Here is a 17269-nt window from a genome sequence, read left to right as displayed (position 1 = left end):
GGGGGGGGGGGGGGGTGTTTTGCTCTCGCCGCCGGGGGGGGGCGCGGCGGGTGGTTGGGGGGGGGGGCCCCCGGCGCCGCCCCCGGGCCCCACCCCCTCGGCTTTCCCCTCCGTGCCGGAACCCCTTGATCCCCCCCGGGTCCCCTCCCCAGGAGTTCCAGACGACCGGTTCGACACGGGGCGCGGGGGGAGGGTTGTACGGGATCCGGAATCTTTTTCCTACCGGATCACATGGGCGACGAACCGCTCCGCCGTCTCGGCCAGCACCTCGCGGCCGTCCCGGGCCCACAGCCCCTCGTTGAACAGCTCGACCTCGATGGGTCCGGTGTAACCGGCCGCCTCCACGTACCCCTTCCACTCCCGCATGTCGATCGAGCCGTCGCCGATCTGCCCGCGGCCGTTCAGGACGCCCTCGGGAAGCGGGGTGGTCCAGTCGGCGAGCTGGAAGGTGTGGATGCGGCCGGCCGCGCCCGCGCGGGCGATCTGTTCGGGCGCCCGGTCGTCCCACCACAGGTGGTAGGTGTCCACGGTCACGCCCACCTGGTGCGCGGGGAAGCGCTCGGCGAGTTCCAGGGCCTGGGCGAGGGTGGAGACCACGCAGCGGTCGGACGCGTACATGGGGTGCAGCGGTTCGATGGCGAGGCGTACGCCGTGCTCCTCGGCGTACGGCCCGAGTTCCGCGAGGGCGTCCGCGATGCGCTCGCGGGCCGCCCGCAGGTCCTTCGAGCCGGACGGCAGACCGCCGGAGACGAGGACCAGGGTGTCCGTACCGAGGGTGGCGGCCTCGTCGATCGCGCGGCGGTTGTCGGCCAGGGCCGCCGCCCGCTCCCTGGGACCGGTCGCCGTGAGGAAGCCGCCCCGGCACAGGGTCGTGACCGTCAGACCCGCGTCCCGGACCAGCTTGGCGGTCGCCTCCGCGCCGTACGACTGGACGGGTTCGCGCCACAGGCCCACGCCCGGCACATTCAACCGCACGCACGCTTCGACGAGTTCGGGCAGGGAGAGCTGCCTGACCGTCATCTGGTTGATGGAGAAGCGCGCGAGATCGGTGCGTGCGAGATCGGTGCTCATTGGTTCACCCCGTACAGCGACAGCAGGTTTCTCATGCGCTCCTCGGCCTGCTTCGGGTCGGGGAACAGGCCCAGGCCGTCGGCGAGTTCGTAGGCGCGGGCGAGGTGCGGCAGGGAGCGGGCCGACTGCAGGCCGCCGACCATCGTGAAGTGGCTCTGGTGGCCGGCCAGCCAGGCCAGGAACACGACTCCGGTCTTGTAGAAGCGGGTCGGGGCCTGGAAGAGGTGACGGGACAGGGCCACGGTCGGATCGAGCAGGGCGCGGAAGCCGGCCGTGTCGCCCGTGTCCAGGACCCGTACCGCCTCGGCGGCCAGCGGGCCCAGCGGGTCGAAGATGCCGAGCAGGGCGTGGCTGAAGCCCTGGTCGTCGCCCGCGATCAGCTCGGGGTAGTTGAAGTCGTCGCCGGTGTAGCAGCGGACGCCCCGCGGGAGCCGGCGGCGCAGGTCGACCTCGCGCCCGGCGTCCAGGAGGGAGACCTTGATGCCGTCGATCTTGTCGGGGTGGGCGGCGATGACCTCCAGGAAGGTCTCGGTGGCCGCGTCGAGGTCGGACGAGCCCCAGTAGCCCTCCAGCGCCGGGGCGAACATCGGGCCGAGCCAGTGCAGGACCACGGGCTCGGTGGCCTGGCGCAGGAGGTGGCCGTAGGTCTCCAGGTAGTCCTCGGGGCCGCGCGCGGCGGACGCGAGCGCCCTGGACGCCATCAGGATGGCCTGCGCGCCCGCCTCCTCGACGACCGCGAGCTGCTCCTCGTAGGCCGCGCGGATGCCGGCGAGGGTGCCGCCCGTGATCTGGTCGGTGCCGACGCCGCAGGCGATGCGGCCGCCCACCGCCTTGGCCTCCGCCGCCGAGCGGCGGATCAGCTCGGCCGCGCCCGCCCAGTCCAGGCCCATGCCGCGCTGGGCGGTGTCCATCGCCTCGGCGACGCCGAGCCCGTGGGACCACAGGTGGCGGCGGAAGGCGAGGGTGGTGTCCCAGTCGACGGCGGCGGGTGAGTCGGGGGTGGTGTCGGCGAACGGGTCGGCCACGACGTGCGCCGCCGAGAAGACCGTACGGGAGGTGAAGGGGGTGCCGGGGGTGACGGGGAGCGGTTCGGTCCTGGGCTCGTACGTCCGCAGGCCGCCGTCCGCGTCCGGGAGTCGGAGGGTCACAGCGAGATCTCCGGGACCTCGAGGCGGCGGCCCTCGGCCGAGGACCTCAGGCCCAGTTCGGCGAGCTGCACGCCACGGGCACCGGCCAGCAGGTCCCAGTGGTACGGGGTGCCGGCGTGCACGTGCTTGAGGAACAGCTCCCACTGGGCCTTGAACCCGTTGTCGAACTCCTGGTTGTCCGGGACCTCCTGCCACTGCTCGCGGAAGACCTCGGTGGCGGGGATGTCCGGGTTCCAGACCGGCTTGGGGGTGGCCGAGCGGTGCTGGACGCGGCACTTGCGCAGACCGGCGACCGCGGAGCCCTCGGTGCCGTCGACCTGGAACTCGACCAGTTCGTCGCGGTTGACGCGCACCGCCCAGGAGGAGTTGATCTGGGCGATCGCGCCGCCCTCGAGCTCGAAGACGCCGTACGCGGCGTCGTCCGCCGTCGCGTCGTAGGGCTTGCCGTTCTCGTCCCAGCGCTGCGGGACATGGGTGGTGGCCAGGGCCTGGACGGAGGTCACCCGGCCGAACAGCTCGTGCAGGACGTACTCCCAGTGCGGGAACATGTCGACGACGATGCCGCCGCCGTCCTCGGCGCGGTAGTTCCAGGAGGGGCGCTGGGCCTCCTGCCAGTCGCCCTCGAAGACCCAGTAGCCGAACTCGCCCCGGACGGACAGGATCCGGCCGAAGAAGCCGCCGTCGACGAGCCGCTTCAGCTTGAGCAGTCCGGGCAGGAAGATCTTGTCCTGGACGACGCCGTGCCTGACGCCCTTCTCCCGGGCCAGCCGGGCGAGTTCGAGGGCGCCGTCGAGTCCGGTGGCGGTGGGCTTCTCGGTGTAGACGTGCTTGCCCGCCGCGATCGCCTTCCGGATGGCCTCCTCGCGGGCGGAGGTGACCTGGGAGTCGAAGTAGATGTCGACGCTCGGGTCGGCGAGCACCGCGTCCAGGTCGGTGGAGACGTGCTCCAGGCCGTGCCGGTCGGCGATCTCCCTGAGGGCGTGCTCGCGGCGGCCGAGCAGGATCGGCTCGGGCCACAGCACGGTGCCGTCGCCGAGGTCGAGGCCGCCCTGCTCGCGCAGGGCGAGGATCGACCGGACGAGGTGCTGGCGGTAGCCCATGCGTCCGGTCACGCCGTTCATGGCGATACGCACCGTCTTGCGTGTCACGTGAGTCCCCTTCGTAACGCCGGGAAGGCCTTGATCGGTGGCGCCGGCGTCGTCATCATCAACCAGTGCAGCAAGCGCTTTCTACGATGAGAAGCTAGCCTCTGCACAGCGGTCCGGACAAGACCGTGTCCTCTTCGAGTTGTTCGAGGGGGCGAACGAACTGCCTGGTTGGCCTTATGGTCTGCTCGGCACGCACGGAACCGTGACCGTGCCCGGCCTGTCTACGAGGACGTACGAGCACCAATGCGCGACCCCCCGCGCGACCGGAGGACGACGAGATGACGGTGACCCTGGCGGACGTGGCTGCCCGCGCCCAGGTCTCCCCCGCGACGGTTTCGCGCGTGCTGAACGGCAACTACCCGGTGGCCGCGTCCACCCGGGACCGGGTGCTGCGGGCGGTCGACGAGCTGGACTACGTCCTCAACGGCCCGGCCAGCGCGCTCGCGGCGGCCACCTCCGACCTCGTGGGCATCCTCGTCAACGACATCGCGGACCCGTTCTTCGGGATCATGGCGAGCGCGATACAGGCCGAGATCGGGGGGCCGGGCGGCCGGGCGGGCGGTGAGCGGCTGGCGGTCGTGTGCAACACCGGCGGCTCGCCGGAGCGGGAGCTGACGTACCTCACCCTGCTGCAGCGGCAGCGGGCCGCGGCGGTGGTGCTGACCGGCGGGGCCGTGGAGAACGCGCCGCACGCGGCGGCGGTCTCGGCCAAACTGCGCAAGCTGGCCGAGGCGGGGACCCGGGTGGTGCTGTGCGGACGGCCGCCCGCGCCGGAGACCGGGGCCATCGCGCTGACCTTCGACAACCGCGGTGGCGCCCGCGCCCTGACGGACCACCTCATCGGCCTCGGCCACCGGCGGCTCGGCTACATCGCGGGCCCCGAGGAGCGCACCACCACCCGGCACCGGCTGGAGGGCCACCGCGCGGCGCTCGAGGCGGCCGGCGTCGAGGAGGACCCGCGGTGGACGGTGTACGGCCGCTACGACCGCCGGTCCGGTCACGAGGCCACGCTGGAACTGCTGCGCCGGGACCCCTCCCTGACGGCGATCGTCGCCGCGAACGACTCCGTCGCGCTGGGTGCGTGTGCCGCGCTGCGGGAGTCCGGACTGCGCATCCCCGAGGACGTTTCGGTCGCCGGCTTCGACGACCTGCCGTTCAGCATCGACGCGGTGCCGTCGCTGACGACGGTGCGGTTGCCGCTGTCCGAGGCGGGCGCCCGGGCTGGGCGCATCGCCATGGGCCGCGAGGAGGCTCCGCCCGGGGGGATCGCTTCGGTGCGGGGGGAGTTGATGGTGCGGGGGTCCTCCGGGGTTCCGCGGGGCGCCAAGTAGCTCGGGGCCTTGGGCGCTTGGGCGGGTGCGGGTTGGTGGGGGCTGGTCGCGCAGTTCCCCGCGCCCCTTCTTTGGTCGGCGGAGTCGTCTTGTGGGCCTTCTCCCGGATGCCGGCATTCCTCGCTCATGTCGTGGTCCGCGCGTGCCGATAACGTCCTGGGGTTCACTGTGCTCGCGGTAAGAATTTTCCTGTTTGTCATGGTGTGCGCTTCGTCTCTCGTGCTGATCACCAACCTTCACGCCTTGCGAAAGGCGAAGCCTCTCGAATCCACCGGTATACGCGTCGAGGGTGAATGCGTCGACCATTACTGGCCCAGTGGTGGATATGTGGGCGTGGTCTGCGCGTATTCCGCAGGAGACAGGAATGACCTGGCGGTCCGCTCATCCCGGTACTCCGTCGCACCCGTGGAAATAGGTGACGTCGTGGAAGTCACCTATGACCCGCGGGACCCGGAGCGCTCGATGCTGTCGTTCGAGGTGGACAAGCGGGTGGGCTTCGACACCGGACTGTCCGTCGCCGTGGGAACGCTGGGGGCGGCGGCCGCGGCGGGGATACTCCTCACCCTGTGAACCGAGTTCCACACCACTGAACGACGCCACCCCGGGGTGCACCACCACGCCTACCCGCGCGACCTCTGAGTCACTGGTATCGGGCCTAAGCTCGGTGTCGTGGGTTCGAGTGCTTCTGACGAAGGCGGGGGCGTGCTGCGCGCGCCGCTGGCCGGTGATCTCGGATGGATCGTGCGGCGCAACGGTGCTCTGTACGCTGCCGAGTACGGCTGGAACGCCGAGTACGAGGGGCTGGTGGCGCGGATCGTCGCCGACTTCGCCGAGGACCACGACCCGCGTCTTGAGCGGGTGTGGATCGCCGAGCTGGACGGCCGGGCGGTGGGGTGCGTGATGTGTGTGCGGGACTCGGCTCCGGCCACCGCGCGGCTGCGGCTGCTGCTGGTCGAGCCCTCCGCGCGCGGGCACGGGATCGGCGACCTGCTGGTGCGCGCCGTCGTCGGCTTCGCGCGCGAGGCCGGCTACCGGGACCTCGTCCTGTGGACCAACGACGTGCTCAGCGGGGCCCGCCGCCTCTACCAGCGGCACGGCTTCGTGCTCGTCGCCGAGAAGCCGCACCGTTCCTTCGGCAAGGATCTGGTCGGCCAGGACTGGCGGTTGGATCTCCGCGGATCGGGCACCTGACGAGTAGGGTCCGAGCATGAAGCTGGCGTTCTCCACTCTCGGTGTCCCCGGCCTGCCCGTCCCCGATGTCCTGGCGCTCGCGACCGCGCACGGTTACCACGGTGTGGAACTGCGCGCCCATCCCGAGGAGCCCGTGCACCCGGGGCTGTCCCCCGCCGAGCGGGCGGAAACGGCCGCACTGTTCAAAGCGGCCGGAATCGAACTGCTCGGCCTGGCCGGATACACACGCGTCGCCGCGCCCGGCGACGACGCCCCCGTCCTCAACGACATCCGACTGCTCCTGCAACTCGCCCACGATCTGGGCGCCCCGTTCGTCCGGGTCTTCCCCGGGGGCGATCCGGACCAGCCCCGCGAGGAGTCCGACGCCCTCGCCGCCCGGCGGCTCGGTACCGCCGCAGAGGACGCCGCCGCGCTCGGCGTCCGGATCCTGCTGGAGACCCATGACTCGCACCGCACCGGCGCCGACGTGATCCGCGTGCTGGGCCCGGTCGGGCACCGGCAGGTGGGCGCGCTGTGGGACGTGATGCACACCTGGCTGGGCGGCGAGCAGCCCGCCGACAGCTACGCGGCGCTCGCCCCGCACCTCGGCTACGTCCAGGTCAAGGACATCGCCTCGGCCGAGGACAGCACCCCGCTGCCGCTCGGCGCGGGCGTCCTGCCGCTCACCGAGTGCGTGGACGTCCTGTGCCGCAACGGCTGGGACGGCTGGCTGTGCTGGGAGTACGAGAAGCGCTGGCACGAGTCCGCCACCCCGCTCCCCGACCTGCTGGCCGCGGGCCGCGACCACCTCGTACGCCTGCTCGGCGAGGCGGCCTGACCGAACCGAACCCGTCCACGGCCGCCCGGTGCGGACGTCTCACCGCCCACCCCATGGGCGAGCGCCCCGCACCGGGCGGCCGGCCACGGCTCGGCGCGCCACTCCCCGAGCTGCCGGCCCCTGGTACCACCACCCCGGACACCCGCTCGGCGAGGCAGTCCGACCGGTCCCGCCGCCAACGGCCCCGGCGCTGAAGTCCCCCCGCACACCGCACGCGTGGGTGTCCCGCGCCGGGGCCGGCGGTGTGGGGAAGGCGGTCGGGCGACGGGAAAATCGCTGGCCGGGTCCGCGGTGAGCGGTTAGCCTCCCTCGGTGATTCAGCAGCCCTTGCGTCCCCGTTCGCTCTCGTGAGACTCAGCCGCTCGCTCATCGACGTGACGCCGCTGCGCACCTCACCCGTCTTCCGGCGGTTGCTGATCGGCCGGACCGTGTCCGTGCTCGGCGGGTTCATGACCATGGTGACGGTCATGTACCAGGTGTGGGACATGACCCGCAGCACGGCGTGGACCGGCGCGGTGGGGCTGGCGCAGGCGTTGCCGCTGGTGGTGTTCGGGCTGTTCGCGGGTGCGTGGGTGGACCGGACGGACCGGCGCCGGATCTATCTGGTGGCCACCGTGGGCCAGGCCGTCTGCTCGCTGCTGCTGGCCGTGCAGGGGTTCACCGGGCATGTCCCGGTGGTGGCGGTCCTCGCGCTGGTCGCCGCGCAGTCGGCCTTCGGAGCGCTCGGCGCCCCGGCGGCCGGGGTGTTCGTCCCCCGGCTGCTGCCCCAGGAGCAGGTGCCCGCCGGGCTCGCCCTGAACCTGGTCACCGGCCAGACGATGATGCTGATCGGTCCCGCCCTGGCCGGTGTGCTGCTGGGCCGGCTGGGCATCGGCGCCTGCTATCTGCTGGACGCGCTCAGCTTTGGGCTCGCCTTCTACGGTGCCTTCGGGCTGCCCGCGCTGCCGCCGGAGGGCGAGCCGTCGCGGGCGGGGGTGCACGGGGTGCTGGACGGGCTGCGGTTCCTGGCCGGGCACCGGGTGGTGCGGGGCGCGCTGATCACGGACCTGGCAGCCACCGTGCTGTCCTTCCCGGTCAGCCTGTTCCCGCTGGTCAACGCCGAGCGGTTCGGCGACGACCCGCGCACCCTCGGCCTGTTCCTGTCGGCCCTGGCGGTGGGCGGTGTCGCGGCGGCGGCCCTGTCCGGCTCGCTGACCCGGCTCGGCAAGCCGGGCACGGTGATGCTGTGCGCCTCCGGCACCTGGGGCGCGGCGATGGTCCTGTTCGGGCTGTCGACCAGCCCCTGGGCCGGCCTCGCCCTGCTCACCCTCGCGGGGGCGGCGGACGCCACCGCGGTCGTCTCCCGCTCCACGATCGTGCAGACCCGCACCCCGGACGCGCTGCTCGGCCGGGTCACGGCGGCCGAGCAGATCGTCGGCCAGGCGGGCCCCAGCCTCGGCAATGTGCGCGGCGGTCTCCTCGCGGGCTTCAGTTCCGGGACGACGGCGCTGGTCAGCGGCGGTTTGATGTGCGTCCTCGCGGTGGCGGCGGTCGCGGCGGCGACTCCCGAACTGCGGGAAGGGGCTGGGGCACGCACCGTTCCGGAGGCGCCCTGAGAGCGGCCCGGCAGCTTCCCGGCGCCACCCGGGGACGGCCGGCTCCCCCCAGGCGCCCCGTCCGGCGTGGCCCCGGACTCGGGCCACGCCGGACACGCGGGATGCTTTCCGCCCTTCATGGGCGTTTGCGTCCGATACGCGGCGTACGTCTAGTACGTCAGTCCGTATCCCAGGGGGTACAGCACCTGCGTCGGATCGTCCGCCCGCTGCACCGGCACCGGGAGCCTGCCGTGCGGTGCCACCCGGCCGGCGATCACCCGTGCGGCGGCCCGCAGTTCGACGTCGGTCCAGGAGTAGGTCGCCAGGAATCCCTTGACGGCGGGAAGCTGGGCGACGTCGTAGGGGTTCCGGACGGCGACGGCCACCACCGGTTTGCCGGTGTCGAGCAACTGCTCCACCAGGGTCCGCTGGCTGCTGCCCGCCGTCACGTTGTACGTGGCCACGACCACCGCGTCGGCGTCCCGCGCGGCCGTCACCGCCTTGCCGATGACCGTCGCGGAGGGCGCGGTGCCGGTGGACAGGGCAGTGGCGGTGAAGCCGAGTTCGGTGAGGGCGGCCGCCAGGACCGTGGTGGGCGGGCCGGTGGTGCCGGACGGGGACGCCGGGTCGGCGCCGACGACGAGGACCCTGGGCCGGTCACGGCGGTCGAGCGGCAGGATGTGGTCCTCGTTGACGAGCAGGGTCGTGGTGCGCTCGGCGATCCGGTCGGCGGCGGCCAAATGGGCCTTGGTGCCCACCGTGCGGTCGACGCCGGCCCCGGTGACGTAGGGCGGCCGGTCGAGGAGTCCGAGCCCGGCCTTCAGCCGCAGGATGCGCAGGATCGATTCGTCCAGCCGGGCCTCGGTCAGCTCGCCGTCCTGGACGGCCTTGAGGACGGCGTGCCACGCCACGTCCAGCGACGGCGGGTTGAGGAGCTGGTCGACACCGGCCTTCAGGGCGAGCACCGGCACCCGGTCGTCGCCGTACTTGGTGCGCACGCCCTCCATGCCGAGCGAGTCGGTGACCACGACACCGTCGTAGCCGAGTTCGCCGCGCAGGATGCCGGTGAGGATCGGGTGGGAGAGGGTGGCCGGGTCGCCGGCGTCGTCGAGGGCCGGGAACTGCAGGTGCGCGGTCATGATCGAATCGATGCCCGCCGCGATCGCGGCCCGGAAGGGCACCGCGTCCAGCCTCTCCCACAGCTCCCGGCTGTGCGTGATGACCGGGAAGCCGGTGTGGCTGTCGACGGCGGTGTCCCCGTGACCGGGGAAGTGCTTGGCCGTCGCCGCGACCCGGGAGGCCTGATAGCCCTTCACCTCGGCGGCGACCAGCCGGGCCACCGCCTGCGGGTCGGCCCCGAAGGACCGTACGCCGATGACCGGGTTGGCCGGGTTGACGTTCACGTCGGCGTCCGGGCTGTAGTCCTGGTTGATGCCCATCGCGCGGAGTTCGGCGCCGGAGACGCGGCCGAGGGTGTGGGCGTCGGCGGGGCGGCCGCCCGCCCCGATCGCCATCGCGCCCGGGAACAGCGTGGCCGGCCGGCCCACCCGGCAGACGATGCCGTGCTCCTGGTCGGTGGCGATGAGCACCGGCAGGCCGCGGGACTGCTCCAGGGAGGCCTTCTGGATGCCGTTGGACAGGTCGGCGATCTGGTGCGGGTTCCTGGTGTTGTGGGCCCAGGTGAAGTAGATGATGCCGCCGACCCGGTACTTCGCGATCAGCTCGGCGGCCGTGCGGACCCCGATCTCAGCGAGGTTGGCGTCGATGTCGGCCTGGTCGGGGGCGGTGGCGGAGTGGCCGTAGACCCGCATCACGAAGAGCTGGCCGACCTTCTCCTCCAGCGACATGCGGGAGATGAGGGCGCGCAGCCTGGTGTCGCCGGAGGCGGCGGCGTGGGCGGTGGCCGGTACGGTCAGCGCGGCCGTGATGCCCGCGGTGGCGGCGAGAACGGTCCGTCTGGACGGCCGCGGGGTGTTTCCCGTGCTTCCCGTGCTGCTGTCGTGCACGCGTGCTCCTTCCGGAGGAGAACCGCTGAAGGAAACTTCCAAGGAGCCACCAATATCCGGGAAGTTTCTTTCCGTCAAGGGAACGCACAGGAAGCGGGGGTGAGGCCGCCGCCGGCGCTTGGGAGGGGGTGGCGCCGACGGCGGCGGCCGCCCGGCCCGGTGCGGCGGAGAGGGTGCGCCGGTCTCGCGTCCGAGGGCCGGCACCGCACCGCGGACTCGTCCGGCGGCCTGAGCGTTGGACGGCCGCCGGTGGCGACGGGTTCCGTTCGGGCGGACGACCGCACGGGTGAGTTTCCACGGCCCGCACCGGTGAGTTTCTCCGGCCCGGGGAGTCTGCACCACAGTTGCCGATGACGCGGGAGGAACCATGGCTCAACTTCTGAGGGTGCAGAACTTCAATGTCTCCAGTGACGGGATCGCCGCCGGCGAGGACCAGAGTTTCGAGCGGCCGTTCGGTCTCGCCGGTGCCGAAAGGCTCTTCGGCTGGGCCGGCGCGACGGCGAGCTGGCCCAATCGCACCGACCCCGGGGGCAGCCGGGGGCTCGACGACTACTTCACGCGGGACTTCGCCCACGGCATCGGGGCGGAGATCATGGGCCGCAACAAGTTCGGACCGCAGCGCGGGCCCTGGCACGACCACGACTGGCGCGGCTGGTGGGGTGACGAACCCCCGTTCCACACGCCGGTGTTCGTCATGACCCACCACCGGCGTCCCTCGTTCACGCTCTCGGACACCACGTTCCACTTCGTCGGCGGCGATCCGGCGGCGGTCCTGGAGCGGGCGCGCGAGGCGGCGCGGGGCAAGGACGTCCGGCTCGGCGGCGGGGTCACCACCGTCCGGCAGTTCCTCGACGCCGACCTGGTGGACACCCTGCACGTGGCGGTCTCGCCGGTGAAGTTCGGATCCGGGCTCCGGCTCTGGGAGTCACCGGAGGAGCTGCTCGACCGCTTCCACCTCGAGGTCGTGCCCAGCCCGAGCGGCGTGACGCACCACCTGTTCTGGCGGAGGTGACACCGGGCGGCCGGGCGCTGTCGTCCCCCGTCCGGCGGTGCCGGCCCCTCCGTGTCGAGGGACCGGCACCGGTGGGTCAGGGGCGCAGCGCGGGCTCGCGCTCCACGTCCCGTACGTCCAGCTTCGCGTCGTGGCCGGCCAGCGGCCTGGCCGCGGACGGGTCCGCCTGGACCGCGGCGGACGCTACGCCCGCCCACTCCAGGATGCGGGCCGTGGCCAGCGCCTTCTGGTCGGGCACCAGGCCCGCCACATTGGCCCCGTGGTTCATGCCGGGGGCGGTGAAGACGTACGAGTCACGGGCGCCCGGGCCGAGGCGGAACCGCTCCGAACCCCACGGGTCGTTCTCGCCGTAGACGTAGAGCATGTGCCGGGCGTGCTGCCTGACCCAGGTGTCCACGTCCCGCATCGCGTCCGGCTGGAAGCGCATCGGGATGGAGCGGGGCACGAAGTCGCGCGGCGGCTGGTAGCCGTAGCGGATCAGCTTCTTCTCGATGTACGGGAAGTGGATGGTGGGCGCGCCCAGTTGGGTGCCCGCCTGGTAGTAGTACGGCGTGTACGTCTCCAGGCCCTGGTCGGTGTAGGCGGAGAAGCCGGAGATGGTGTCGACCGAGTCCCAGATCGCGTCGTCGGCCGCGGTCGCCGCGTCGGCGGGGATCGTGTCGCAGTCCTTCAGCAGGCTGTACTGCCAGAAGCCCCAGACGTAGTCGAGGACGACCGCCTCGTAGGCCTTGTCCAGGCCGCCGATGGTGTCGAAGGTGTAGCCGTTGTCGGCGGCGTACTGCGCGTACCTCTTCTCCAGCGGCTCGCGGCGCACCAGCGCTTCCCGCTGGACGGCGTTCAGCCGGTCCCGGCACTCCTTGGTGCCGACGCCCGCGAAGAACCGGTCGTAGGCCGAGTCCTCCTTGTTGACGACGTCGTTGGGGGCGACGTACGCGATCACGCCGTCCATGTCGTGCGGGTAGAACCGCTCGAAGTAGGTGGCCGTCATGCCGCCCTTGGAGCCGCCGGTGGCCAGCCAGTTGGCGGAGTAGACCGGCTTCAGGGCCTGGTAGACCCGGTGCTGGTCACTGGCCGCCTGCCAGATGTCCAGCTTGGACCAGTCGGCCGGCGCGGGCCGGGACGGCGTGAAGAAGCGGTACTCCAGGGAGACCTGGTTGCCGTCCACGATCTGGGTGGGTTCCCGGCGGGACGGGGTCGTGGAGACGTTGTAGCCGCCGGTGTAGAAGACCGTCGGGCGGCTGGTGTCCTTGTGCAGCACGGTGATCCGCTGCTGGAAGGTGCCCTTGGACGGGTGCCGGTGATCGACCGGCTGGGTGTAGTTCAGGACGAAGTACCGGTAGCCGGGGTACGGCTTCTCCTGGACCAGGCTCATGCCGGGTATCGCCAGGAGCCGGTCCTTGATGTCGGGCTCGGACTGGGCGGCGGTGGCCGCGCCCGCTGTGCTCAGCGTGCCTATGAACACCGTGAGCGCCAGCAGCCATCTGAGCGCCTTGCGCATGCGCACTCTCCCCTGTGAGACAGATGTGCGCCGGAAGCTAGCGGAGCAACTGCCGTGACACCAGAGGGGGTTGTGCGATTTAGGTGGATCTGCGGTTTACCTGGCCGTACGGTTCAGGGGTTCAGCACAGGAACCAGCCGGAGCTGACCGAGGCGCGGCCCACCGAGCCCCGCACCCACACACAGCGCTGCCCGGCGTGCACGGTCACCGGGCCGGCGTGGTGCTTGAACCGGCCCGCGTCCACGACCGGCCGGTTGCCGCGGGCCTGGACGCTGACGGACATCAGGCGTCTGGCGCCGGAGTGCCGGGCCACGGTGACGGCGCAGACGTAGCCGTTGCGCTTGTAGACGTGCACGACGCCGGCGCTGAAGGGCAGGGTGCGAACCTCGTGGCCGGCGCAGGAGCCGGCCGGGGCCGCCTGGGCGGCGCCGGGCACCGCGAGCGCGAGCGCGCCGGAGGCGGCCAGCACGGCCGCGCCGAGCGCCAGACGCCGGCGTATCGCACCACAGTCCATCGTCGTCCTCCCCGTACCGCGGTCATACGTCCCCGGCATACGTCACCGACGACCGTACTGATGTACGGACGCACGACATGTGTCGGATGGTTGCACGGCCGTCGACGAGTTGGCCCTCCGGGGTGCTCAGCGGCTGGCGCCGACCGGCTCCTCCGGTTCGGACTGGCCGACGAACGTCCGCCACAGCTCGGCGTACCGGCCGTCACGGGCCAGGAGTTCGTCGTGGGTGCCGTCCTCCACCACCTGGCCGTGGTCCATGACCACCACCCGGTCGGCGCGCGCGGCCGTGGTCAGCCGGTGCGCGACCACCAGCGTGGTACGGCGGCCCGCCAGCCGGTCGGTGGCCTGGTTGACCTGGGCCTCGGTGGCCAGGTCCAGGGCGGCCGTGGCCTCGTCGAGGAGCAGGACGTCCGGGTCGACCAGTTCGGCGCGGGCGAGCGCGATGAGCTGGCGCTGGCCGGCCGAGAGGTTGCGGCCGCGCTCGGCGACCTCGTGCAGGTAGCCGCCGTCGAGCGTGGCGATCATCTCGTGCGCGCCGACCGCCCGCGCCGCGGCCTCGACCTCGGCGTCGGTGGCGTCGGGGCGGCCGTAGGCGATGGCGTCCCGGACGGTGCCCGGGAAGAGGTACGCCTCCTGCGGGACCACTCCGAGGCGGTGCCGGTACGAGGTCAGGTCCAGGGCGCGCAGATCCATGCCGTCGGCCGTGACCCGGCCGGAGGTGGGGTCGTAGAACCGGGCCACCAGCTTCACCAGCGTCGACTTGCCGGCCCCGGTCTCGCCGACGAAGGCGACCGTCTGTCCGGCCGGGATCGTCAGGTCGATGCCGGTCAGCGCCTCCTCGTCGGCGCCGTAGGCGAAGCGCACGTCCTCGAAGGCGATGTCGCCGCGCAGGGAGCCGACCTCGCGGGGCTCGTCGGCGGAGCCGGTGGAGGTCGGCTCGCGCAGCAGCTCCTGGATGCGGCCGAGGGAGACGGTGGCCTGCTGGTAGCCGTCGAAGACCTGGGAGAGCTGCTGGACCGGGGCGAAGAACAGGTCGATGTACAGCAGGTACGCCACCAGCGCGCCCGTGGTGAGCGTGGCCGCCTCCACCCGGCCGGCGCCGGTGATCAGCACGGCGGCCGCGGCGACCGAGGACAGCAGCTGGACGAAGGGGAAGTAGACCGAGATCAGCCACTGGCCGCGGATGCGGGCACCGCGGTAGCTGTCGCTGCGCTCGGCGAACCGCCGCGCGCCGTCCGGCTCGCGCCGGAACGCCTGCACGATCCTGAGCCCGGCCACCGACTCCTGCAGGTCCGCGTTGACCAGCGACACCCGTTCACGGGCGAGTTCGTAGGCCTTCACGCTGGCCCGGCGGAAGAAGAAGGTGGCGACGATCAGCGGGGGCAGGGTGGCGAAGACGACCAGGGCGAGCTGTACGTCGAGCACCAGCAGGGCGGCCATGATGCCGAAGAAGGTGACGACCGAGACGAACGCGGTGACCAGGCCGGTCTGCAGGAAGGTGGACAGGGCGTCGACGTCCGTCGTCATCCGGGTCATGATCCGGCCGGTCAGCTCGCGCTCGTAGTAGTCGAGGCCGAGCCGCTGGAGCTGGGCGAAGATCTTCAGCCGCAGCGCGTACAGCACGCGCTCGCCGGTGCGGCCGGTCATCCGGGTCTCGCCGATCTGGGCGGCCCACTGCACCAGCACGATGAGCAGGCCCAGCAGCGACGCCGCCCACACCGCGCCCAGGGCCGCCCTGCTGACGCCCTGGTCGATGCCGTGCCGGATCAGCACCGGCAGCAGCAGACCCGCGCCCGCGTCCACGGCGACCAGCAGCAGGCTGACCAGCAGCGGCAGGCCGAAGCCGTGCAGCAGGCGGCGCAGGCCGTACGACCGCTCGGCGCGCACCGCGCGGGCCTCGTCGACGTCGGGGGTGTCGGTGGCCGGGGGCAGCGCCTCGACCTGGGCGAGGAGTTCGGGGGTGGCGGGGGTGCCGGCCATGGCCGCGTCCCTGGGCCGGCGCTCGCCCGTCCACAGCCGGGGGGTGATGCCGGCCTCGGCGTCGAACTCGGCGTCCAGTTCCTCGCGCAGGCTGGTGTCCTCCTGCGGCTCGGCGGGGTCGGTGTGGCCCGGGGAGACGCCGCCCAGCTCGTCGGGGTCGGTCAGCAGCCGGCGGTACAGGGCGCAGCGCGCCTGCAGTTCCTCGTGGGTGCCGAGGTCGGCGAGCCGGCCGCCGTCCAGGACGGCGATGCGGTCGGCGAGGTTCAGGGTGGAGCGGCGGTGGGCGATGAGCAGGGTCGTACGGCCCTCCATCACGTGCTTCAGCGCCTCGTGGATCTCGTGCTCCACGCGGGCGTCCACGGCGGAGGTGGCGTCGTCCAGGACCAGCAGACGGGGGTCGGTGAGCAGGGCGCGGGCGAGCGCGACGCGCTGGCGCTGGCCGCCGGAGAGGGTGAGGCCGTGCTCGCCGACCGTGGTGTCGTAGCCCCCGGGCAGCTCGGCGATGAACCGGTCCGCCTGGGCGGCGCGGGCGGCGGCCTCGATCTCCTCCTGGGTGGCGGCCGGGCGGCCGTAGGCGATGTTCGCGCGGACGGTGTCGGAGAAGAGGAACGAGTCCTCGGGGACCAGGCCGATCGCGGCCCTGAGCGAGTCCAGGGTCAGCTCGCGCACATCGTGCCCGCCGATCAGGACGGCGCCCCCGGTGACGTCGTAGAAGCGCGGCAGGAGCAGGGACACGGTGGACTTGCCGGAGCCGGAGGAGCCGACGACGGCCAGGGTCTCACCGGACCGGATCTCGAAGCTGAGCCCGTCCAGGACGGGGCTGGTCTTGCCGGGGGCACGGTCGTAGCCGAACGACACGTCGTCGAACTCGACGGTCGCCGGCGCGTCGGCCGGGAGGGTCTTCGTGCCGTCCTTCATGGTCGGCTCGGTGTCGATCAGCTCCAGCACGCGCTCGGTGCCGGCCCGGGCCTGCTGCCCGACGGTGAGCACCACGGCGAGCATGCGGACCGGGCCGACGAGCTGGGCCAGGTAGGTGGAGAAGGCGACGAAGGTGCCGAGGGTGATGTGGCCGCGCACGGCCAGCCAGCCGCCGAGGGCGAGCATGGCGACCTGGCCGAGGGCGGGCACGGCCTGCAGGGCCGGGGTGAACCTGCTGTTCAGCCGGATGGTGCGCAGTCGCCCCGCGAAGAGCCGGCGGCCGACCTCGCGCAGCTTCCCGGTCTCCTGCTCCTCCTGCCCGAACCCCTTCACCACGCGGACACCGCTCACCGCGCCGTCCACCACGCCGGCCACGGCCGCGGCCTGGGCCTGGGCGTACCAGGTGGCGGGGTGGAGCTTGCTGCGGCTGCGCTTGGCGATCGCGTACAGGGCCGGGGCCACGGCCAGGGCGACCAGGGTCAGCGGCAGCGACAGCCACGCCATGATCACCAGGGAGATCAGGAAGAGCAGGACGTTCCCGATGGTCATCGGGAGCATGAAGAGCAGGCCCTGGATGAGCTGGAGGTCGCTGGTGGCCCGGCCGACCACCTGCCCGGTGGACAGCTCGTCCTGGCGGCGGCCGTCGAGGCGGGTGATCGTGCCGTACATCTCGGTCCGCAGGTCGTGCTGGACGTCGAGGGCGAGCCGTCCGCCGTAGTAGCGGCGGATGTAGGTGAAGACGTAGACCAGGACGGCCGCGCCGAGCAGGGCCCCGGCCCACACGGCCATGGAGCGGGTGTGGGCGCCGATCACATCGTCGATGATCACCTTGGTGAACAGCGGGACGACGGCCATGACGGCCATGCCACCGAGGGAGGAGCCGAGGGCGAGGACCACGTCCTTCGGATACCGCCAGGCGTAGCCCGCCAGCCGCCGTGCCCATCCCCGTTGCGCTGTCACGCCGGTGCCTCCCTGTCGTCCTGCTCTACCGGAAGGCACCAACGCCGGGGCGTGCGGATTTCATCCCCCCGCAACAAAACGGGGCCGGGCACCAGGGCCGT

Annotated in this window: 12 protein-coding genes and 1 pseudogene; 6 read left to right on the top strand and 7 right to left on the bottom strand. The window is 72.3% G+C overall.

Features of this window, described 5'->3' with window-relative positions; genetic code table 11:
• Positions 1 to 219: 219 nt before the first annotated feature.
• From ACFVVO_RS16020 to ACFVVO_RS16010, 3 genes are read right to left on the bottom strand one after another with little or no spacing between them, the layout of a single operon-like run.
• Complete coding sequence (locus tag ACFVVO_RS16020) at positions 220 to 1071, bottom strand: sugar phosphate isomerase/epimerase family protein (RefSeq protein WP_390055301.1); 852 nt, start codon at positions 1069 to 1071, stop codon at positions 220 to 222.
• The gene (locus ACFVVO_RS16015) at positions 1068 to 2219 is read right to left on the bottom strand and encodes a dihydrodipicolinate synthase family protein (RefSeq protein WP_390055299.1); all 1152 of its coding nucleotides are present in this window, start codon (positions 2217 to 2219) and stop codon (positions 1068 to 1070) included. The genes ACFVVO_RS16020 and ACFVVO_RS16015 overlap by 4 nt, the downstream gene beginning before the upstream one ends.
• Entirely contained in the window at positions 2216 to 3367 is a 1152-nt protein-coding gene (locus ACFVVO_RS16010; protein WP_390055298.1) for a Gfo/Idh/MocA family protein, read from the bottom strand. The genes ACFVVO_RS16015 and ACFVVO_RS16010 overlap by 4 nt, the downstream gene beginning before the upstream one ends.
• A 278-nt stretch (positions 3368 to 3645) precedes the next feature.
• Between ACFVVO_RS16010 and ACFVVO_RS16005 the strand changes: the two genes are divergently transcribed.
• The 5 genes and pseudogenes from ACFVVO_RS16005 (at position 3646) to ACFVVO_RS15985 (ending at position 8301) form a co-directional block, all read left to right on the top strand.
• Complete coding sequence (locus ACFVVO_RS16005) at positions 3646 to 4698, top strand: LacI family DNA-binding transcriptional regulator (protein WP_390055296.1); 1053 nt, start codon at positions 3646 to 3648, stop codon at positions 4696 to 4698.
• Positions 4699 to 4824: 126 nt separating this feature from the next.
• A complete protein-coding gene (locus ACFVVO_RS16000; protein ID WP_390055294.1) occupies positions 4825 to 5268 on the top strand; it encodes a DUF3592 domain-containing protein in 444 nt (147 codons plus the stop codon).
• 132 nt (positions 5269 to 5400) lie between these two features.
• Positions 5401 to 5889, top strand: a pseudogene (locus ACFVVO_RS15995) (GNAT family N-acetyltransferase); the annotation flags it as partial.
• A gap of 16 nt (positions 5890 to 5905) precedes the next feature.
• Positions 5906 to 6706, top strand: coding sequence for a sugar phosphate isomerase/epimerase family protein (locus ACFVVO_RS15990; RefSeq protein ID WP_390055292.1), 801 nt, complete (start codon positions 5906 to 5908; stop codon positions 6704 to 6706).
• Between the two features lie 347 nt (positions 6707 to 7053).
• A complete protein-coding gene (locus ACFVVO_RS15985) occupies positions 7054 to 8301 on the top strand; it encodes an MFS transporter (RefSeq protein WP_390055290.1) in 1248 nt (415 codons plus the stop codon).
• A 149-nt stretch (positions 8302 to 8450) separates the two neighbouring features.
• Here ACFVVO_RS15985 and ACFVVO_RS15980 read toward each other — a convergent pair whose 3' ends face one another.
• Positions 8451 to 10286, bottom strand: coding sequence for a glycoside hydrolase family 3 protein (locus ACFVVO_RS15980; RefSeq protein ID WP_390055289.1), 1836 nt, complete (start codon positions 10284 to 10286; stop codon positions 8451 to 8453).
• Between the two features lie 367 nt (positions 10287 to 10653).
• On the opposite strand from ACFVVO_RS15980, the gene ACFVVO_RS15975 reads away from it, so the two are divergent.
• On the top strand, positions 10654 to 11298 hold the full coding sequence (locus ACFVVO_RS15975; RefSeq protein WP_390055287.1) for a dihydrofolate reductase family protein: 645 nt from the start codon (positions 10654 to 10656) through the stop codon (positions 11296 to 11298).
• Between the two features lie 76 nt (positions 11299 to 11374).
• Here the strand turns inward: ACFVVO_RS15975 and ACFVVO_RS15970 are convergent, their stop codons facing one another.
• The 3 genes from ACFVVO_RS15970 to ACFVVO_RS15960 form a co-directional block, all read right to left on the bottom strand.
• Entirely contained in the window at positions 11375 to 12796 is a 1422-nt protein-coding gene (locus ACFVVO_RS15970) for a S28 family serine protease (protein WP_390055285.1), read from the bottom strand.
• 121 nt (positions 12797 to 12917) lie between these two features.
• Positions 12918 to 13310 (bottom strand): hypothetical protein, encoded by a 393-nt coding sequence (locus ACFVVO_RS15965; protein WP_390055283.1) that lies wholly within the window; start codon positions 13308 to 13310, stop codon positions 12918 to 12920.
• 126 nt (positions 13311 to 13436) lie between these two features.
• Positions 13437 to 17168 (bottom strand): ABC transporter ATP-binding protein, encoded by a 3732-nt coding sequence (locus ACFVVO_RS15960; protein ID WP_390055281.1) that lies wholly within the window; start codon positions 17166 to 17168, stop codon positions 13437 to 13439.
• Positions 17169 to 17269 lie beyond the last annotated feature (101 nt).

The organism is Streptomyces sp. NPDC058145 (genome assembly GCF_042884245.1).
Classification (GTDB): Bacteria; Actinomycetota; Actinomycetes; order Streptomycetales; family Streptomycetaceae; genus Streptomyces.
Note: the sequence above shows the minus strand (reverse complement) of the source record. Positions and strands in the feature narration are given on the sequence as shown.